19 protein-coding genes are annotated in these 19,195 nt (G+C 71.4%); 9 read left to right on the top strand and 10 right to left on the bottom strand.

Features of this window, described 5'->3' with window-relative positions:
- Positions 1-174: 174 nt before the first annotated feature.
- Positions 175-2,163: a collagenase gene (locus IEZ01_RS03905; protein ID WP_189199896.1), complete on the bottom strand. Its 1,989-nt coding sequence runs from the start codon at positions 2,161-2,163 to the stop codon at positions 175-177.
- 279 nt (positions 2,164-2,442) lie between these two features.
- Complete coding sequence (locus IEZ01_RS03910; protein WP_189199898.1) at positions 2,443-3,807, bottom strand: NAD(P)-binding domain-containing protein; 1,365 nt, start codon at positions 3,805-3,807, stop codon at positions 2,443-2,445.
- 113 nt (positions 3,808-3,920) lie between these two features.
- Here IEZ01_RS03910 and IEZ01_RS03915 point away from each other — a divergent pair, with 113 nt between their 5' ends.
- Complete coding sequence (locus IEZ01_RS03915) at positions 3,921-4,289, top strand: ArsR/SmtB family transcription factor (RefSeq protein WP_019890333.1); 369 nt, start codon at positions 3,921-3,923, stop codon at positions 4,287-4,289.
- On the top strand, positions 4,286-4,807 hold the full coding sequence (locus IEZ01_RS03920) for a GNAT family N-acetyltransferase (RefSeq protein ID WP_019890332.1): 522 nt from the start codon (positions 4,286-4,288) through the stop codon (positions 4,805-4,807). The genes IEZ01_RS03915 and IEZ01_RS03920 overlap by 4 nt, the downstream gene beginning before the upstream one ends.
- A 24-nt stretch (positions 4,808-4,831) precedes the next feature.
- Here the strand turns inward: IEZ01_RS03920 and IEZ01_RS03925 are convergent, their stop codons facing one another.
- Both IEZ01_RS03925 and IEZ01_RS03930 read right to left on the bottom strand, forming a co-directional pair.
- Positions 4,832-5,602, bottom strand: a complete 771-nt coding sequence (locus tag IEZ01_RS03925) for an aquaporin (protein ID WP_189199900.1) — start codon at positions 5,600-5,602, stop codon at positions 4,832-4,834.
- A 47-nt stretch (positions 5,603-5,649) separates the two neighbouring features.
- A complete protein-coding gene (locus IEZ01_RS03930) occupies positions 5,650-5,964 on the bottom strand; it encodes an ArsR/SmtB family transcription factor (protein WP_028798115.1) in 315 nt (104 codons plus the stop codon).
- Positions 5,965-6,033: 69 nt separating this feature from the next.
- Here IEZ01_RS03930 and IEZ01_RS03935 point away from each other — a divergent pair, with 69 nt between their 5' ends.
- From IEZ01_RS03935 to IEZ01_RS03950, 4 genes are all read left to right on the top strand, one after another.
- Positions 6,034-6,456 carry an arsenate reductase ArsC gene (locus IEZ01_RS03935; RefSeq protein ID WP_019890329.1) on the top strand — a complete coding sequence of 141 codons (423 nt, stop codon included), beginning with the start codon at positions 6,034-6,036 and terminating at the stop codon, positions 6,454-6,456.
- Positions 6,457-6,611: 155 nt separating this feature from the next.
- Positions 6,612-7,001: a DUF2267 domain-containing protein gene (locus IEZ01_RS03940; RefSeq protein ID WP_189199902.1), complete on the top strand. Its 390-nt coding sequence runs from the start codon at positions 6,612-6,614 to the stop codon at positions 6,999-7,001.
- A gap of 118 nt (positions 7,002-7,119) precedes the next feature.
- Complete coding sequence (locus tag IEZ01_RS03945) at positions 7,120-8,361, top strand: sensor histidine kinase (protein ID WP_189199904.1); 1,242 nt, start codon at positions 7,120-7,122, stop codon at positions 8,359-8,361.
- On the top strand, positions 8,358-9,014 hold the full coding sequence (locus IEZ01_RS03950) for a response regulator (RefSeq protein ID WP_189199906.1): 657 nt from the start codon (positions 8,358-8,360) through the stop codon (positions 9,012-9,014). The genes IEZ01_RS03945 and IEZ01_RS03950 overlap by 4 nt, the downstream gene beginning before the upstream one ends.
- Before the next feature lie 61 nt (positions 9,015-9,075).
- On the opposite strand, the gene IEZ01_RS03955 is transcribed toward IEZ01_RS03950, so the two are convergent.
- Entirely contained in the window at positions 9,076-10,023 is a 948-nt protein-coding gene (locus tag IEZ01_RS03955; RefSeq protein ID WP_189199908.1) for an NmrA/HSCARG family protein, read from the bottom strand.
- A 127-nt stretch (positions 10,024-10,150) separates the two neighbouring features.
- Here IEZ01_RS03955 and IEZ01_RS03960 point away from each other — a divergent pair, with 127 nt between their 5' ends.
- A complete protein-coding gene (locus tag IEZ01_RS03960) occupies positions 10,151-10,828 on the top strand; it encodes an O-methyltransferase (protein ID WP_019890323.1) in 678 nt (225 codons plus the stop codon).
- Between the two features lie 167 nt (positions 10,829-10,995).
- Positions 10,996-11,691 carry a hypothetical protein gene (locus IEZ01_RS03965; RefSeq protein WP_019890321.1) on the top strand — a complete coding sequence of 232 codons (696 nt, stop codon included), beginning with the start codon at positions 10,996-10,998 and terminating at the stop codon, positions 11,689-11,691.
- A gap of 10 nt (positions 11,692-11,701) precedes the next feature.
- On the opposite strand, the gene IEZ01_RS03970 is transcribed toward IEZ01_RS03965, so the two are convergent.
- The 3 genes from IEZ01_RS03970 to IEZ01_RS03980 form a co-directional block, all read right to left on the bottom strand.
- On the bottom strand, positions 11,702-12,931 hold the full coding sequence (locus IEZ01_RS03970) for a benzoate/H(+) symporter BenE family transporter (RefSeq protein ID WP_019890320.1): 1,230 nt from the start codon (positions 12,929-12,931) through the stop codon (positions 11,702-11,704).
- A gap of 178 nt (positions 12,932-13,109) precedes the next feature.
- A complete protein-coding gene (locus IEZ01_RS03975; RefSeq protein WP_019890319.1) occupies positions 13,110-14,324 on the bottom strand; it encodes a GNAT family N-acetyltransferase in 1,215 nt (404 codons plus the stop codon).
- A 71-nt stretch (positions 14,325-14,395) separates the two neighbouring features.
- Positions 14,396-15,610, bottom strand: a complete 1,215-nt coding sequence (locus IEZ01_RS03980) for a cytochrome P450 family protein (protein WP_019890318.1) — start codon at positions 15,608-15,610, stop codon at positions 14,396-14,398.
- Between the two features lie 209 nt (positions 15,611-15,819).
- Here IEZ01_RS03980 and IEZ01_RS03985 point away from each other — a divergent pair, with 209 nt between their 5' ends.
- Positions 15,820-16,206: a VOC family protein gene (locus IEZ01_RS03985; RefSeq protein ID WP_019890317.1), complete on the top strand. Its 387-nt coding sequence runs from the start codon at positions 15,820-15,822 to the stop codon at positions 16,204-16,206.
- A 31-nt stretch (positions 16,207-16,237) separates the two neighbouring features.
- Here the strand turns inward: IEZ01_RS03985 and IEZ01_RS03990 are convergent, their stop codons facing one another.
- Both IEZ01_RS03990 and IEZ01_RS03995 read right to left on the bottom strand, forming a co-directional pair.
- Entirely contained in the window at positions 16,238-17,389 is a 1,152-nt protein-coding gene (locus IEZ01_RS03990) for an XdhC family protein (RefSeq protein ID WP_189199910.1), read from the bottom strand.
- 43 nt (positions 17,390-17,432) lie between these two features.
- Positions 17,433-18,899, bottom strand: coding sequence for an NCS2 family permease (locus IEZ01_RS03995; protein ID WP_189199913.1), 1,467 nt, complete (start codon positions 18,897-18,899; stop codon positions 17,433-17,435).
- Between the last annotated feature and the right edge of the window lie 296 nt (positions 18,900-19,195).

Consider the following 19,195-nt stretch of genomic DNA (forward strand, 5'->3'; position numbering starts at 1 on the left):
TGGCCGAAAGGCCAGTGCCTCACCGGGATGAAGGACGCCTCGCGGACGGGGCGGGCAGTCGGCGAACGCGGCAGCCGGCGACCGGCGCACCGGAGGCCTGGTGTCCCGCGCACGGAGGACGCGCGGGACACCAGGCTCTCCTGGCTCAGGTCTTGCCGTCGACCGGGACTCCGGTCATCGGGCGCTGCGGGCGGGGAGTTGCCCGCAGTCGCCGTCGGCGCACTTGGTCAGCCAGTCGGCGAAGTCGGCGTCGTACTTGGTGCCGATGGTGTCGCGGAGCAGGGCGTGGGCCGCGTCGTACTCGCCTGCGCGGTAGTGGCCGAGCAGGGTGGCCACGTCCTGGGGGTGAGACTGGAGCAGGTAGCGGACGCCCAGGTAGCCCCACTGGTAGATACGGGTGGTGTCGGCGTTGTCGTAGGTGGTCTGGAAGAGCTGGCTGAGCTTGTAGGTGTTCTTGCCCGCCTCTTCGATGGCCCGGTCGTAGGTGATGCCTCGGTACGAGTAGGAGACGTACTCGGCGAAGCCCTCGATCCACATCACGGTCGGGGTGGTCTGGCCGGCCGCGAAGTCGCCGTACATGTTGAAGCGGCCGTCGAGGTAGTGGGTGTACTCGTGGTTGAGGTTCCAGATCTGGAAGGCGCCGTCCTCGGCCGGCTGCTCGTAGGCGATGAAGCGGGGCTGGTTGCCCTCGGCGGCCGGGTCGCCCTCCAGGTACATGCCGCCGTTGTTGGTGTCGATGCCGAAGACGACACCGGCGTAGGTCTTGTAGTCGGTGCTGGAGTTGAAGGCGACGATCTCGATGCTGGTGTTGTTGTCGTCCTTGACCGGGCCGTTGTCCTTGGCGATGGCGTGGAAGACCGGGTCCTGCTTGAGGACGCTGTCGCACGTGGCCGAGAGTTCGGACGCGGTGAGCTCCTGCGCGACGATCTTCGCGCTCGGACCGCATGAGTGCTCGACGGTCAGAACGGCGTCGCGCACGCGCTTCTGCAGGTCACAGGTGTCGTAGTCGGCGCAGTTGTCCTTGTCGAACTCGTCCGTCATCTCGGCGAGGCCGACCCAGAGCGGGGCGGTGCGCCCGGTGATCTCGCTGCGGCCGAGCAGCTCCTTGACCAGCGGCTTGACGGTGTCCTTGAGCTCGGCGTGCCGCAGGAAGCGGGCGAGTTCGCGTCCGGCGTTGCTGGTCAGGTAGGACTTGCCGGTGCCGAGCAGATCGTCGTGGGCGACGGCGAAGTCACGAAGTCCGGTGAGGACGGCCGGGTCCGCCTTCACGGCCTGCGCGAACTCCGGCAGCTGGTGGCCGCGGAAGAGCACGGTGTAGGTGTTGTTGACGGCCGCGACCATCCCGTAGAACGGGTCGTACGACGCGTCGTAGTCCTTCTGCAGACGCTTGACCACTCCGAGATAGCGGGCGTTCTCTTCGGAGCTGTCGATCAGGGTGACCGTCTCAGCCAGGGTCTCTCCGTTGGCCTCGGTGACGTCGAAGGCGTGGGACGAGCCGAAGAAGCCGTCCAGGGCGCCCTGAATGGCGCTCTTCAGCGTGGGGCCGTATTCGCCGACGTTGTCCGGCTGGTTGTACTGGATGTAGTAGCCGGCGCGCAGGTACAGCACCACCTGGGTGGCGGAAGTGCTGTTGTCTCCCGGGTAGTTGGCTGCGACGTCCTTGAACGCGTTCGCCACCGTGACCATCTGTTCCTCGCGGAAGAGGGCCTTGGAGTCGTCACCGGCCACGCTGAACAGCGTGTTCACGCAGGTGGTTTCCGACTGCTTGATCTGCTCGACCAGGGCGGCGCCGGTCTTCGAGGCGAAGTCGCTGACGTCGCAGTCCGCCGCGGCCTTCGCCGTGGAGCGGGCCTGCTTGCGCTCCGCGGCGTTCTGGGCCGCGGGGAGCGGAGGGCGTTGCGCGGGGTGCCGGCTCTTCGTGGCCGATCGCGCGGGGTCGGCGGCGTGTCCGGGTGCGAGATCGGCGTCGAGCACGGTGGCGGAGGCGGGCTGCGGGGCGAGGGGCTGCGGGGCAGGGGCCGACCTCGGTCCAGGCTTGGGTGCCCCGGCGCCGGCCGGGGCCGCCGCGCCATTCGGGGCGAGCATCGTGAGCCCCAGGCCGGCGGCGGCCGCGGCGGATATCAGTACGTGGGCGAGTTTCCGGGGTGTGGGGGGTTTGCGCATGGCGATGGCCTCCAGGCCGGTCGGCAGCCGTGCGTGGGGGCACGGCGGTGGGGGGTTGCGGACCGTGATGGTTACGGATGTCGCGCGCACTCCCGGAGCTGTCATGCTCACGGAAAGTGTGACCGTACAATTTCACACTTCACATGGCAGCGTAAGAGGTCTGCGCGCAAAACCCGTACTGAAGGGTCGTCAGAGGCGCCTAAGAATCAGGGAGTTGAGCGGCCGGGACGGCGCGGATCCGCAGGCAGGGGCGCCCACGGATCCGTCGCTTCCGTTCGGTCAGCAGCCGGAGGGAGCGGGCGCGCGGCCGATGGTGAGGGTGGTGGGGGCGGCGCAGCAGCCGCCACCCGCCTGCCCGGCCGCCTCGGGCTCGTCGAAGAGGCCCGCGCCGCCGCAGACACCGGTCTCCGGGAGAGTGAGTTCGACACGTTCGGCGGCCTCGCGGTCGCCGGTGAGGGCGGCGGCGATGGAGCGGACCTGTTCGTAGCCGGTCATGGCGAGGAACGTCGGGGCGCGGCCGTACGACTTCATGCCGACGAGGTACACACCCTCCTCCGGGTGGGACAGCTCGTTCACGCCGTGCGGGCGGACCGTGCCGCAGGAGTGCTGGTTGGGGTCGATCAGCGGGGCGAGCGCGACCGGGGCCTGGAGCCGCTCGTCGAGCGCGAGGCGGAGCTCGGCCAAGAAGGAAAGGTCGGGGCGGAAGCCGGTCAGGACGATGATCTCGTCGACCGGGTCCAGTCGGCGCCCGTCCTCGCCGACCAGGATCAGACGGCCGTCCCCAGAACGCTCGACGGCCTCGGTACGGAAACCGGTCACGGCGTCGGCGTGGCCGCCGTCCACCGCGGCCTTCGCCGCCAGGCCGAGGGCGCCACGGGCGGGGAGCTGGTCGGCCTCGCCGCCGCCGAAGGTCGATCCGGAGATCCCCCGGCGCAGAATCCAGGTGGCGTGCGTGCCCGCGCCGCCGTCCGCCCCGGCCAGGTCGGCGAGGGAGACGAGGGCGGTGAAGGCGGAGGCGCCGGAGCCGATCACGGCGGTCCGCCTGCCCGCGTACCGGGCACGGACGGCGGGGTCCTTCAGGTCGGGGACGCGGTAGCTGATGCGGTCCGCGGCGGCCTTCTCGCCCAGCGCGGGAAGTCCGCTGCCGCCCGCCGGGCCGGGGGTGGACCAGGCGCCGGAGGCGTCGATGACGGTGCGGGCCAGGACCCGCAGCTCCCGCCCGTCGACGGTCTCGTACTGGACGACGAAGGGCTGCGTGTCGCGGTCGGCGTCGACGATGCGGTCGCGGCCGGCACGCGAGACGCCGGTGACGGCGGCGCCGTAGCGGATCCGGTCGCCGAGGACGTCGGCCAGCGGCTGGAGGTAAAGCTCGGCCCAGTCTCCGCCGGTGGGGTACGCACCCGCCTCGGGCTTGACCCAGCCGGTCGGAGCGAGGAGCTTCTCGGCGGCGGGGTCGACGACCTCGTCCCAGGTGGAGAACAGCCGCACGTGCGACCACTCGCGTACCGACGGTCCCGCCGTGGATCCGGCCTCGAGAACGAGGGGCTCCAGGCCGCGGTCGACGAGGTGGGCGGCGGCGGCGAGACCGACGGGGCCGGCGCCGATGACGACGACGGGCAGTTCAGCGGTGGCTGGCGCGTTCACGGTGGACTCCCAGGCTGTTTCGACATCTGTCGATGCGTGTGCTGCCAGCATGGCAACTGATTCGACAACCGTCAACATAGACAGACATCGATATGGCGAGTAAGAATGGACGCATGTCGCATACCGAGGTCCTGCCGCTCCTGGAGCCTCAGGCTGCCGTGCCCTGCTGCCCGCCGCTGAACGAGCGCCCGATGTCCGCGGGCGAGGCCGAGATCGCGGCGAAGATGTTCAAGGCCCTCGGGGACCCGGTGCGCCTGCGCCTGTTCTCCGCCGTGGCCTCGCATGAGGGCGGCGAGGCGTGCGTGTGCGACATCTCCGACGTGGGCGTGTCCCAGCCGACCGTCTCCCACCACCTGAAGAAGCTCAAGGACGCCGGGCTGCTGTCCTCCGAGCGGCGGGGTACGTGGGTGTACTACCGGGTCGAGCCGGCCGTACTCGCCGCGATGGGCGCGCTGCTGGCCGGCACCGAGAAGGCGACGTGAGCGCGGTGCGGGCAGGAGCACCGACCGGACCCCGGATCGGACCGCTGCTGCCCGAGCACGCCGATCAGGTCCTGGCGATCTACCAGGCCGGGATCGACGAGGGCGATGCCACCTTCGAGACCCGGGCGCCCGAATGGGCGGCCTTCGACAAGGGAAGACTCGCCGAGCACCGCTTCGTCGCACTGGACGAATCCGGCGCCGTTCTGGGCTGGGTGGCGGCGAGCGCGGTCTCGGAGCGGTGCGTGTACGCCGGCGTGGTCGAGCACTCCGTGTACGTCCACCCGGGCGCTCGCGGCCGGGGAGTCGCCCGCGCCCTGCTCGACGCGCTGATCGCCTCCACCGAAGCGGCCGGGATCTGGACGATCCAGTCCGGCATCTTCCCCGAGAACATCGCCAGCCTCGCCCTCCACGAGCGCGCCGGCTTCCGGGTCGTCGGCACCCGCGAGCGCATCGGCCGCCATCAGGGGGTCTGGCGGGACGTGGTCATGCTGGAGCGCAGGAGCGCGCTGATCACCTGACGGCGCGCCCCCGGCTCGAATCGGTCAGGCGCGCTCGGTCCCGGCGCGCACGAAGATGACCACGACCAGGGCCAGGCCCACCACCGTCCCGATCAGCTGCATGCCGATGAATCCGGCGACCGAGGCCGGGGCGATGCCCGCGAAGGTGTCGGTGAAGGCGCGGCCGACAGTGACGGCCGGGTTGGCGAACGAGGTCGACGACGTGAACCAGTACGCGGCGCCGATGTACGAGGCCACGGCGACCGGGGCGAGGCGGAGGCGGTCGGTGCGGGCCAGGCCGAAGATCAGCAGGATCAGACCGGCGGTGGCGACGACCTCGCCGAGGAGGAGGTTCCCGGCGGAGCGGTCGTGCTGCGACCACGCCACCAGGGGCTCGCCGAACATCGCGTCCGCCAGGATCGCACCCCCGATCGCGCCCGTTATCTGCGCGGACACATACACGGCCGACTCGCGGGCGTCGACGCCGGCGCCTCCGCGCCGGGCGGTCCACCACTCGGCCAGGGTGACCGCCGGGTTGAAGTGGGCGCCGGACACCGGGCCGAGGAGGGCGATCAGGACGCCGAGGCCGAAGACGGTGGCGGTGGAATTGGCCAGCAGCTGAAGAGCCACGTCGTCGGTGAGCCGGGTGGCCTGGATCCCCGAGCCGACCACGATCGCCACCAGGGCGGCGGTGCCGACGAGCTCCGCGGCGGCGCGGGCTGTCAGCGGGGTACGGGGCGGGGTGGCGCCCGGCGCGGGCCGCGGCGCCGCGTCGGCGGCTGTGGCGTCGCTCGCGGCGGGCTCGGTGGCGGTCAAGGTGGGGTCTCCTGGGGCGGGTGAGGCACGGCGTACAAGCCGAATGGTTATGGGCAGGACCGCTTGAGGTTCGCCTCGGCGGTGGCGCGCGCGGTCCGGGCGAGGTCGGCGAACTGACCGGCGAGCGATTCGACGACGTCCGGGCGCAGGCGGTAGTAGGTGAACCGTCCGCAGGGCTCCGTCTCCACGACCCCGGCCTCGCGCAGCACCTTCAGGTGGTTGGAGAGGTTGGTCTGCCTGGCGCCCGTTTCCTCCACGAGGTGGGTGGTGCAGAGGGTTTCGCGGGCGAGCAGGGTCACGATGTGGAGCCTGAGCGGGTCGGCGAGCACCCGCATCAGATCAGTGTCGACTGACGTCATCATGGCCTGATACTGTCACATCAGTCGGGACTGACACCAGTCCGAGCTGACCTCACTGGACAGGAAAGAACGATGTCCTCCACCCCTGCCGCGTCCGTGCTCTTCGTCTGCGTACACAACGCCGGCCGCTCCCAGATGGCCGCCGGATTTCTGCGCCACCTGGCCGGCGACCGCGTCGAGGTCCGCTCCGCCGGTTCGCTGCCCGGCGACCGGATCAACCCTTCCGCCGTGGCCGCGATGGCGGAGCTCGGCATCGACATCTCCGACCAGCGGCCGAAGGTCCTGACCCCCGAGGCCGTCCAGGCGTCCGACTACGTCATCACGATGGGCTGCGGGGACGCCTGCCCGTACTTCCCGGGCAAGACCTACCTCGACTGGCAGTTGGAGGACCCGGCCGGCCAGGGTGTCGAGGCCGTACGCCCCATCCGCGACGAGATCAAGGACCTCATCGAGAACCTCGTCGCGGAGATCGACGCGAAGCCGTCCTCGGCCTGAACGCCATGACACCCTCGGCCTGAACCATGCCGCGCCGGGCATGAGGCGGGGGATACTGGACACACGCAGTTCAGCGGCGGAGGACGGGACCACCTTGCTCTCCCCCTGTCCCGCCCTCCGCCCACCCGGCGAACAGGGGCACATCGGTGGTTCGGATGCGATGGCAGGCTTTTCTCGACGCGGTCCGCGAACGCGGCGAATACCCCACGGCGCATGAGGCCGAGCGCGCGGCCCGCACCGTCCTCGCCCTGCTGGGCGCTCATCTGGTAGGCGAGGAGCGGGCGGAGCTGGCCGCCCGGCTTCCCGAGACCTTCGCGTTGATCCTTCTCAACCCGCTCCAGGCAGCGGAACCGCTCGACCCGGAGCGGTTCGTGCGGGCGACGGCGGCCTGGATCGACGGGGCCAGCGCGGAGACCGCGAAGTGGGACGTGAGCGCGGTCCTGAGTGTGGTGGCCGACGCGGCGGGCGAGGATCTCATGAGTCGTGTACTGCTCCAGCTGCCCCCCGGCTACGAGCTGCTCTTCGGCCGGCCCCGACCGGACTGAGCAGACACCGGCCGGCCTGAGCAGACCCCGCCGCGCTGTCGCCGGTCGCGGCTGTCGACCGTGGGTGTACACCCCAGATCCGACGACAGCTGATGATCACATCGTTACGATCATCGGCATGCAGGCGACGCCCCTTCTCCCTCCGCTCGCACGTGTGCCGGCCGGCGCCTGGACGGCGTCGGCCTGGGCCGCGGGTGTCGCTTTCACCTTCCTCATCCGGCTACGGCTGCCGGGCGAGACGGGGCCGACGGTCATGCCCGGCGTCATCTTCTTCCGCTGGGACGGAATCACGGCCCTGGTGGTGGCGACCGCCATGGCCCTCTACGCCGCCCGGGTCCTCGAACGCCGACCGCTGGCGGCCACGCTTCTGCTGCTCGCCGCGTCCGCGGTCGCGACGATTCCGCTCGGGGTGGGTGGCATCCCGCTGGCGCAGTTCCTCGCGGTGGATGTCGCGGTCTACTTCGTCGCATCCGCCCGTGCCCGCCGGAGCGCGCTCGCCGCTCTCGTGATGGCGCTCGCCACACTGGCCGGCCACCTCACCATCCGGGTGGTGATGGGCTGGAACGTCGACACGGCGGCGCAGCTGACGGTGGGTCTGGTCGTCGTCATCGCCTGGCTGTTGGGACGGTCGGCGCATCAGGCCCGGGCCCATGCCGAAGAGGCCCGCACCCAGGCGGCCGCGCGGGCCGTCACCGCCGAACGGCTGCGGATAGCACGCGAGTTGCACGACATGGTCGCGCACAGCATCGGCATCATTGCCCTGCAGGCGGGTGCGGCGCGCCGGGTCGTCGAGACCCGGCCGGCCGCGGCCGGGGAGGCTCTGGCGGCGATCGAGACCGCCGGGCGCGAGACGCTGTCCGGCCTGCGCGGCATGCTCGGGGCGCTGCGCCAGGCGGAGCCGGGCGAGGAGGCGCGCGGGGACGCCGGGGCGGCGCCGCTGGAACCGGCCCAGGGGCTTGCCGACCTTGAGCGCCTCGCGGAGGCGACCACGGGCGCCGGGGTCCGGGTCGAGGTGGAGTGGCGCGGCGAGCGGGGCGCGCTGCCGCCGGAGATCGACCTGTCCGCGTACCGGATCGTGCAGGAGGCGGTCACCAATGTCGTACGGCACGCGGGCGCGGATTCGTGCCGGGTGATCGTGGACCGGCGCGAGGGCGAGCTGTCCCTGGAGGTCCTCGACCGGGGGCGCGGCCAGGGCCTCGGCCGTACGGCCGGATCCGGCTGGGGGCTGGCCGGCATGCGTGAGCGGGTCGCCCTGCTGCACGGCGAGTTCTCCGCCGCGCCCCGTCCCGACCGCGGCTTCCGGGTGGCCGCCCGGCTGCCCGTACCCGCACCGACCACCACCATCACAGGAGTGTCATGACCGTCCGTGTACTGCTCGTCGACGACCAGGAGCTGGTGCGCGCCGCCCTGCGGATGGTGATCACAGAGGCCGAGGACCTGGAGGTGGTCGGGGAGGCGGCGAACGGCGCCGATGCCGTCCGGCTCACCGAGGAGCTGCGCCCGGACGTCGTCGTGATGGACATCCGGATGCCGGGGACGGACGGGATCGAGGCGACCCGGCGGATCACGGCCGGGCCGGCCGACGCCCATGTGATCGTCCTGACGACCTTCGACGACGACGAGTACGTCTACGGTTCGCTGCGTTCCGGGGCGTCCGGGTTCCTGGTGAAGGACATGGCGCTGGACGACATCCTGGCGGCGATCCGGGTGGTGGCCGCCGGGGACGGGCTGATCGCGCCGAGCGTCACCCGCCGGCTGATCAGGGAGTTCGCGGGCCGCGCCGAGTCCGTACGGCCGCGCCGCGAGGTCGAGGGGATCACCGAGCGGGAGCGTGAGGTGCTGACGCTGGTCGGCGGCGGGCTGTCCAACGCGGAGATCGCGGAGCGGCTGTTCATCAGCGTCGCGACCGCCAAGACGTATGTGACCCGGCTGCTGGCCAAGCTGGGCGCCCGGGACCGGGTGCAGCTGGTCATCATCGCCTACGAGGCGGGGCTGGTGTCCGCGACCCGGTGACGGCGGACCGCGCCTGTGCGGGCCCCCGGGCCGCCCTGAGCCGGTCCCGGTGCCCGGCCGGTCACACCCACGCCGTCCTCAGCTTGTCCTGGTGCCCGGCCAGCCAGGTCGCGAAGGACTGCAGGGACGGATTGAGGGCGCGTACGGCGTCCAGGTCGCGGGCGCCGATGAAACGAGCCTCGCAGTCTCGGTAGAACTGGAACATGTTGCCGGCCTCTTCGGCGCCCGGGAAGCCCTGCGCCCGGAACGCGTCCGGCTCCAGGGGCTGGTAGACGACCGGCAGACCGGTCGACTCGGAGAGGGCACCGGCCATCTCGGTGAGGGTCAGGTGTTCCCCGGCGATGCTGACCGTACCGCCGATCAGGTCGGTGCCGCGCTTGAAGATGCCCAGGGCGGTCCGGCCGACGTCGTCGACGGCGATGCCGGAGAGTCGCTTGTCGCCCATGGGGTACGAGATGCGGTAGGTGCCGTCTTCGGCGCGCTGCGGAGCGGACATCCGGAGCAGGTTCTCCCAGAAGAAGGTGAGCCGCAGACAGGTGGTCGGCACGCCCCCTTCGGTGAAGAAGGCGTCGGCCTCCGCCTTGGCGTCGAAGTGCGGGACCTTGTAGCGGCTCTGGAGGACGGGCATGCGGGGATCGTCGAGCGGGATGCACTCACGGGTGTCCTCCAGGGTGGACCAGATGGCGTGCTGTACGCCCACATGGGCGCAGGCCTGGGCCATCGCAGCGGCCTGGACCTTCTCCCTGTCCCCGGACATGTGCTCCCAGAAGTTGGTCATGAGGAAAGCGCCGTACGAGCCCTCCAGGGCGGGTGCGAGGGTGGACTCGTCGTCGCTGTCGGCCTGGACCAGCTCGACGCCGAGGCGGGCCAGCTCACGGGCGGCGTCCGACTCGGGGTGCCGGGTGACGGCCCGTACGGCGAACTCTCCGTCGTCGAGGATGGCGCGGGCCAGGCCGCCGCCCTGCGCGCCCGTCGCGCCGAACACCGTGATGATCTTCTTCTCCGGCATGAGATCTCCATCGTTACGTTCCGTGTCCGGACGGACCTCCGCGTTTGGCACGATATGCCGGAGTATGTGACCACACAGCGCACACACCTCCGCTTGGGTGCGGGGGCGTCCCGAAGGGGTGTACGTCATGGGTGCAACCGAGCCTTCCGAGGGCCGCGTCAAGACGGTCGACCTGACGCCGGAGATCTACGGCTATCTGGTGGCGCAGGCCGAACCGGCCACCGAGGTCCAGCTCGAGCTGGCCGCCCGTACCGAGCGGCTCGGCCGACCCGCCCGGATGCGGGTCCCGCACGAACAAGCCGTGTTCCTCACCCTGCTCGTACGGCTGCTCGGCGCCCGCCGGGTCGTGGAGGTGGGGACCTTCACCGGCTACTCGACGCTCGCGTTCGCCATGGGCCTCGCCCCCGGCGGCACGGTCCTGACCTGCGACCTGTCGGAGGAGTGGACCCAGATCGCCGAGGAGGCCTGGCATCAGGCGGGCGTCGCCGACCGTGTCGAGCTGCGGCTCGGACCGGCCGCCGAGACCCTCCGGTCCCTGCCCGCCGGGCCGGAGGTCGATCTGGTCTTCCTGGACGCCGACAAGTCCGGCTACATCGACTACTGGGAGCAGCTGGTGCCACGTGTCAGGCCCGGCGGGCTGCTGCTCGCGGACAACACTCTCTGGGGCGGCGCGGCGGCGGACCGGCAGGCCACCGGTGACGGGGCCGCGATCCGGGCGTTCAACGCGCATGTACGCGCCGACGACCGGGTCGAGTCGGTGCTGCTGCCGCTGGCCGACGGTCTGACGTTCGCCCGCCGCCTGTGAACCACCGGCCCGCCCGGCCCCTCGGCGCACCGAGCGCCCTGCCTGATGGGCCGTCACATGAGTGGCGCAAAGTGCACCTGGACGGCCCTACCAGCCAGTCCTACTCTCAAGTCACTTCGCACCTCCTCGCACCCCCCACCTTCCACCGCCGTTCGAGGAGTCCCCCCATGGCCCTACGTCCGTCACTCACGCGCGCCCTGCCGGCGTCGGCGGCCGCTCTCGCGACCACCGCGGCGCTCACGCTCGGCGGCGCGGCCGTCGCCAACGCCCTTGAGGCACAGGCCGGTTCGACAACCGTCTCGCCCGCCGGGCATTCCTTCGCCGTCAAGCTCACCGGCAAGGCGACCTTCACCGCCGGTTCGACGACGATGACCTGTACGGTCTCGTCCTCGCTGCCGACGACCGGCGCCAACAACAAGATCCCGGCCGCCCCCGGAAACCACAACGCCGCCGGACCGGTCGGCGGAACCATCAACCCGCCCACGTTCAGCGGCTGTACGACCAGCATCGGTGGCGTGAGCGTCACCGTCACCAGCAACGCCACCAACGGCTCCTGGGCGCTGACCGCTCAGCACGGCGCCCCCATCGGCGCCGGTCTGACCATGCCCAAGGGCGGTGTCGTCCTGAAGACCAGCGGCCTGGCGAACTGCACCATCACCGCCTCGCCCGCCGGGCCGACCGCCGTCTCCGGGACCTGGACCAACGGCGCGCCGTCGTCGCTGGCCATCTCCAACGCGCCGGTACCCGCCACGGTCACCGGCGGGTTCCTCTGCCCGACGGGCAACCAGTCGGCGACGTTCACGGCCACGTACCAGGTCACCGACACGACCGACCCGGCGCAGCAGATCACCGTCACCAGCTGACCGGGGCACCTCAGGGGCGGGCTCGGCGTCGCCGTGGCCCGCCCCACTTCTTCAGCCCGTACACCGCTCCCCCGGCGAGCAGTCCCCAGAACGCACCGCTGATGCCGAAGAAGCCCACTCCGGAGACGGTCACCACCAGGGTGACGATCGCCGCCTCGCGGTCGTCGGGGTCGGCGACCGCCCCCATCAGCGCGCTGCCGAGGGCGCCGAGCAGGGCGAGGCCGGCGACCGCCTGGATCAGGGTGGGCGGTGCGGCGCCGACGAAGGCGACCGCGGCGCCCGCGGCCAGGCCGAACAGGATGTACGCGACCCCGGAGACGGCCGCGGCGCGGTACCGCTTACGGGGGTCGGGGCCCGCGCCCTCGTCGGCGCAGAGCGCGGCGGTGATCGCCGCCAGGTTGACGGCGTGGCCGCCGAAGGGCGCCGCGACCATGCTGAAGGCGCCGGACCAGCTGAACAGCGGGCCCGGCCGCGGCTCGTAGCCGTTGACGTTCAGGACGGCGATGCCGGGGATGTTCTGCGAGGCCATCGTCACGACGTACAGCGGCAGGGCGATGCCGACCAGGGCGGCGGCCGGGAACTGCGGGGTCACGAAGACGGGTCCGGCCCACAGCGGCCCGAGTTCGGCGGCGGAGATGTCGGTGGTGGTGGCGATGAGCACGGCGGTGACGAGGACGGCCGCCGGGACGGCGTACAGCTTCTTCACGACGCCGACCAGCGCCCACGTGAGCACGATCACGAGGCCGAGGACCGGCTCGTCCTTGACCGCCTTGGCGGGGGCGAGGCAGAGCGGCAGGAGGATGCCCGCGAGCATCGCGTTGGCCAGCGGTCTGGGGATCGCGGAGACCCAGCGGCCGAGCGGCTGCCACAGTCCGGTGACCACGATCAGGGCCCCGGTGACGAGGAACGCCCCGACGGCGGCGGCGAATCCGCCGGCGGGCGCGGCGGACGCGGCGAGCAGGGCCGCGCCGGGGGTCGACCAGGCGATGCTGATGGGCATCCGGGTGCGCAGGCTGAGAAAGACCGCGCAGGCGCCCATCGCGACGCAGAGCGCCATCAGTCCGGACGCGGCTTGGGCGCGGCTGGCGCCGACCTTGTCCAGGCCTTCGAGGACGACGGCGAAGGAGCTGGAGAAGCCGACGAACGCGGCTATCAGCCCGGTGGTGACGGCCCGTACGAGCTCCGGGCCGCCGTCCTGACGGGTCGCGGCGCCGCTGCCGGGCGCCTGGGTGGTGGTCAAGGGGACTACTCCTCACTTTCCGGCCGCCTCGCGCGGGCCGGTCCGGCGGACTTCAGTGTGGCCGCAGCCGGACGGTGGCGGCCGGGGCGTCCGATATCCGGTCCGCTCCGGTCTGCTCCGCTCCGGTCCGGTCCGCGGGAGGCCGTTCCGGTCCGCGGGAGGCCGATCCGGCCGCGCCTCAGAATTCGTCGCCGGTGTGCGGGAGTTGGCCGGTGTGCAGCGCCGCGTCCAGGGCGTCGGCCGCGCCGGGGGTGTGTTCGCCGATCAGGCCCGCGTGGACGAGACGTACCGCTTTCGTACCGCCGAGGTAGCAGGCGGCGAGGTCCCGTACGTCGAGGGTGAGGTCGGCCGGGTCCGTGGACGGCGTGCAGTGCGCCGCGCCGGAGATGACGGTCAGCCGCAGCCGTCCGGCGTTCGACGGGAGCCGGTCGTCCCGCAGCTCCAGTACGAGGTCGGTGTCGGCTGCCCAGGAGCGGGCGGTCAGCGCGGCGGTCACGTCCACGAGGCGCAGCCACAGCGCGGGGAACTGGCCGGTGACCCTGACCTGGTCGCGGTCGGCGGCGAAGAGCAGCAGCGGGTCGTCGAGGGGGCGGCCCCAGGCGCGGACGGTGCCGGTGAGGTCGATGGAGGCGAGGTAGCTCCACAGGGCGGCGGCGGCCTGCGGGGTGTCGGCCTCCAGCTCGTCGAGGCGGACGAGACCGGGGCTGTGGGTGTCCTCGTTCTCGGGGCGGGTGCGGTAGACCGCGTAGCCGGCGAGCGGGTCGCCGAGGGCGACGATCCGCGGCGGTGAGAGCTCGTCGTCCTCCTCGTCCTTGTCGACGAGCCACTCGCCGCGCCAGCGGGCCGCGTCGCGGGCGAGCCGGCCAGGGCGCCGGGCGCGGGTCGCCTCGTAGTACGGGCCGAGGAGCTCGGGCGCGTCGGCCGGGTCGACCATCCGCAGGGGGCGTTCGTCGGGGGTGATGCGCAGGGCGAGCGGCCGGCGGGAGTCGATCTCGACGGTGATGCCGTCGGTGGCGGCGCCGAAGCCGAAGCGGCCGTAGATGGCGTCCTCGGAGGCCCACAGGACGGCGAGCGGCCATCCCTCGGCGGCGCAGCGGCGGTGGACCTCGCCGATCAGGTCGGAGAGCACGCCGCGGCGCCGGTGCGTGGGGGCGACGCAGACGTAGGTGAGGCCGGGGCAGGGCACTTCGCCGCCGGGGACGGAGAGGGTGAAGCGGTGGAGCGCGACGAAGCCGACCAGGGTGTCCCCGTCGTAGGCGCCGATGCGCTCGCACTCCCGCATCAGCTCCTGCTGGTGCTTGTGGAGCTCGTCCTCCGGGCGTTCGTGGAAGACGAGGTACGCGAGCGCGAGCGCACGGTCGATGTGGGCCTCGGGTACGTCGCGGATGTCCATGCTCCGGACATTAACGCGGGGGTTTCGGACCGGCATCCGGGTTTTGGGCCACGCCGGGCCGACCGTCGTGATCAGGCCAGTCGCACCGGCAGGGTGGCCCAGCCGTGGGCGATGAAGGATTCGCTCTGGCGGGCCGGCCCGGCCTCCTCGTCCGCGCGGAGCTTGGGGAAGCGGGCGAAGAGCGCGGGCAGGGCGATGGCGGCCTCCAGGCGGGCAAGCGGTGCGCCGACGCAGTAGTGCACGCCGTGGCCGAAGGCGAGGTGTTCCTTGTCGACGCGGGTCAGGTCGAAGACCCCGGCGGTGGGGCCGTGGCGGAGCGGGTCGCGGCCGGCGGCGGCGTAGGCGGCGAGGATGGCGTCGCCGCGGGCGATGACCGTGCCGTCGGGGAGGGCGATGTCCTCGACGGCGTAGCGCAGCGGGAGGTTGGCGACGGAGGGGGCCCAGCGCAGGGTCTCCTCGATGACGTCGTTCCAGGGGATCTCGCCGTCCAGGACGCGGGCGAGCTGGTCGGGGTGGGCGAGCAGCGCGTGGACGGCGTTGCCGATGAGGTTGACGGTGGTCTCGTGGCCGGCGCCGACGACCAGGAGGAGGGTGGAGATCAGCTCCTCCTCGGTGAGGCTGGAGCCTTCCTCGTCGCGGGCGGCGATCAGGGCGCTGGTCATGTCGTCGCCCGGGGTGGCGCGCTTGTCGGCGACGAGTCCAGCGAGCAGGGCGAGGATCTCCTGGAGGGTGGCGGTGGCCTGGTCGGGCGTCGCGGTGGTGTCGAAGATCTCCTCGACCAGGCGCGCGGTGTCGGACCTGCGGTCCTCGGGGAGTCCGAAGAGTTCGCAGATGACCTGCATGGGCAGCGGATGGGCGAAGGCGGTGCGCAGTTCGGCCCGGCCGTCGGGGGCTTCGGCCATCCTGTCGAGGAGGGTGGTGGTGATCTCCTCGATGCGCGGGGCGAGTGCGTCGGTGCGGCGTTTGGTGAAGGCCGGGGAGACGAGTTTGCGCAGCCGCCGGTGGTTGGCTCCGTAGGCGGTGAACATGTTGGTCACGCCGACCCAGGTGTTGATCCAGCTCTCCCGGTACCGGCCGTCGATCCACTCCGGCCAGTGGAGGTTGGGGTCCTTCGACACCCGCTCGTCGGCGAGGAGTTGCTTCAGCAGGGCGTGTCCGGTCGGCGCCCAGGCCCTGATGCCGCCGGGGAGTTCGACGAGTGCGGCCGAGCCGCGCTCGCGCAGCCGCTCGGCCTCCGCGTGGATGTCGGCGCCCGCGGGGTCGAGGGCGATGGGCTGCTGGCCCATGGGGACTCCTGCCTGTGGGTGGGACACACGTCAGCCAACCGATCGTAGAAGAACGGGCGTTGACGCACAGGTCGGAATACGGACGGATGAACGGCCGTCGGCAGGTCCCCCGAGTTTGATCAAGATCTTCCGCGCGGCGCGCCTGGTGGCGAGAATACGAACAGGGCCGGATTCGAACGGGGCGGCCCGACCGAACGGGAGGGTGACACATGGTACGCGTCAAGGACTTCGACCACCTGGTGCTCAATGTGCAGGACGTCGAGAAGTCGCTGGAGTTCTACACCGGGCCGCTGGGTCTGGAACCGGTGCGGGTGGAGGAGTGGCGTGAGGGGAAGGTGCCGTTCCCCTCGGTGCGGATAAACGAGCGCACGATCATCGATCTGTTCAGCCGCCCGCGCGCCGAGTCCAATGTCGACCACATCTGTCTGGTCGTCGATCCGCTGGACTGGCAGGAAGTGATCGACTCGGGAGTCTTCACCGTACTGGAGGGGCCGGTGCCCCGCTTCGGTGCGCGGGGCTCGGCCCAGTCGATCTACGTACAGGACCCGGACGGCAACACCGTCGAGCTGCGCTGGTACCCGCAGGACGCCGCCTAGACCCGCGGCGCCCCGGCACCCCTCGATGGGATCAGGCCACCGACCCTATCCGGCCGTCGGGTGCGTGGCCGCCGTCGCGGTGGATCGGGGTGTGGGCGCCGGTCAGGGAGACTCCGCTGCCGCCGCGCCGGTTGGCGACGATCTCGGCGCCGATCGACAGCGCGGTCTCCTCAGGCGTTCGCGCGCCGAGGTCGAGTCCGATCGGCGAGCGCAGCCTGGCCAGCTCCAGCTCGGTGACGCCGACCTCGCGCAGCCGCTTGTTGCGGTCCTCGTGGGTGCGGCGGGAACCCATCGCGCCGACGTAGGCGACGGGAAGCCTCAGGGCCAGTTCGAGCAGCGGGACGTCGAACTTGGCGTCGTGGGTGAGCACGCACAGGACGGTACGGCCGTCCACCTCGGTGCGCTCGAGGTAGGTGTGGGGCCACTCGACGACGATCTCGTCGGCGTCGGGGAAGCGCGCCTTGGTCGCGAAGACGGGCCGGGCGTCGCACACGGTCACGTGGTACCCGAGGAACTTGCCGACCCGTACGAGCGCCGAGGCGAAGTCGATGGCGCCGAAGACGATCATCCGGGGCGGCGGCACGCTGGACTCGACGAGCAGGGTCAGCGGCTGTCCGCAGCGCGAGCCGTCCTCACCGATGACGACGGTGCCGGTGCGGCCCGCGTCCAGCATGGCGCTCGCCTCGCCGGCGGCCGTGCGGTCCAGGACGGGATGCCCGCCGAGGCCGCCTTCGTACGAGCCGTCGGGGCGCACCACGAGGGCGCGGCCCCGCAGCTCGGCGGGGCCGTCGGTGATCCGCGCGACCGCCGCCGCCTCCCCACGGGCGGCGGCGGACAGCGCGGCCGCGAACACCGCCCTGGCGGGAGAGTCCGCGCGGACCGGTGTGACGAGGATGTCGATGCTGCCGCCGCAGGTGAGACCGACCGCGAATGCGTCCTCGTCGCTGTACCCGAACTGTTCGAGCACGGTCTCGCCGTCGTCGAGCGCCTGCCGGCAGAGCTCGTAGACGGCGCCCTCCACACATCCCCCGGAGACCGAGCCGATCGCCGTGCCGCCGCTGTCGACGGCGAGCGCGGCGCCCGGCTGACGGGGCGCGCTGCCGCCGACCGCCACCACGGTGGCGACGGCGAAGTCACGTCCCTGCTCGACCCACCGGTGCAGCTCGTCGGCGATGTCCAGCATGTCGGCCTCCTCTGAAGCTCTGGGATGTGCGGAGGGCGGAGCGTCAGCCGACGCCGAGCCAGCTCTCGATCGGGTGGATCGCGAAGTACACGACGAAGATCGCGGTGAGGCCCCACATGAAGGCGCCCACCTCGCGTGCCTTGCCCTGCGCCACCTTGATGACGGCGTAGGAGATGACACCGGCCGCGACACCCGTGGTGATGGTGTACGTGAACGGCATCAGGACCACGGTGAGGAACACCGGGATCGCCACGGAGCGGTCGCTCCAGTCGACGTGCTTGGCGTTCTGCATCATCATCGCGCCGATGACGACCAGGGCCGCGGCCGCGACCTCCTGCGGCACGATCGCGGTGAGCGGGGTGAAGAAGAGGCAGAGCGCGAAGAATCCGCCGGTGACCACGGAGGCGAGGCCCGTGCGGGCGCCCTCGCCGACGCCGGTCGCGGACTCGACGAAGACGGTCTGGCCGGAGCCGCCGCCGACACCGCCGATGACACCGCCGGCACCGTCGATGAACAGCGCCTTCGACAGGCCCGGCATGCGGCCCTTGTCGTCGGCGAGCTTGGCCTCGGTGCCGACACCGAGGATGGTGGCCATGGCGTCGAAGAAGCCGGCCAGCACCAGGGTGAAGACGATCATGGTGATCGTGATGTAGCCGACGTCGCCCCAGCCGCTGAAGGACACGTCGCCGATGAGCGAGAAGTCCGGTGCGGAGACCGCGCTGCCGTTCAGCTCCGGCGCGCCGGAGAACCAGGCCTTGGCCGGGATGTCGGCGATCGCGTTGAGGAGGGCGGCGACGATCGTGCCGACGACGATTCCGATCAGGATGGCGCCGGGGACGTTGCGGGCCTGCAGGGCGAAGATGAGCAGCAGGGTGACCGCGAAGATCAGGACGGGCCAGCCGGCGAGTTCACCGGCCGGGCCCAGGCTCACAGGGCCGCCGCCGGGGGCGGGGTTCTCGTGGACGAAGCCGGCCTTCACGAAACCGATGATCGCGATGAAGAGACCGATGCCTATGGTGATGGCGTGCTTCAGGGCGAGCGGGATCGCGTTCATGATCATCTCGCGGAGGCCGGTGACCACCAGGAGACAGATGACGGCGCCGTACGCGACACACATGCCCATCGCCTGCGGCCAGGTCATCACCGGGACGACCTGGGAGGCCAGGACACCGGAGACGGACAGACCGGCCGCGAGGGCGAGCGGGACCTTGCCCCAGAAGCCCATGAGCAGGGTGGTCGCGGCGGCGGCGAGCGCAGTCGCGGTGATGAGCGCGGGCTGGCTGAGGACGTTACCGTCCACATCCTTGCCGCCGAGGATCAAGGGGTTGAGCAGAAGGATGTACGCCATCGCCATGAAGGTGGTGACGCCGCCGCGAACCTCGGTCGCGACGGTTGATCCTCTTTCGGAGATGTGAAAGTAACGGTCGAGCCAAGACCGCCCCGCGGGGACGTTCGAGCCGGAGCCCGCGTCCTCTGCGGCGGTCTTCGGCTCCACTGACGACTGGGTCATGGTGCCTACTCCCAAGGTTCAAAGGGGCACCCGCATAAGACTTCGAAAGTCAGACAAGCTGCGGGATTTGGGATCTTGCGTTGGCTGCACGACCCGGGGGACGGCCCGAGACGAACGGTTCACTGATACGTCGGACGACGCCTGTGAGACGGGGTGATGCTGTTCTTGCTGGTCCTGCCGATGGTGCTGGTGGTGCTGTTCTGTTGTGTACCGCCGTTGTGCGGCTTGTCTCCGAACGGTGCGGGCGATGGGACATGTGACGTTCCTGGGAGGCACGCACCGTCCGGAGAGTTCTG

It is taken from the genome of Streptomyces purpureus, assembly GCF_014648195.1.
Classification (GTDB): Bacteria; Actinomycetota; Actinomycetes; order Streptomycetales; family Streptomycetaceae; genus Streptomyces; species Streptomyces purpureus.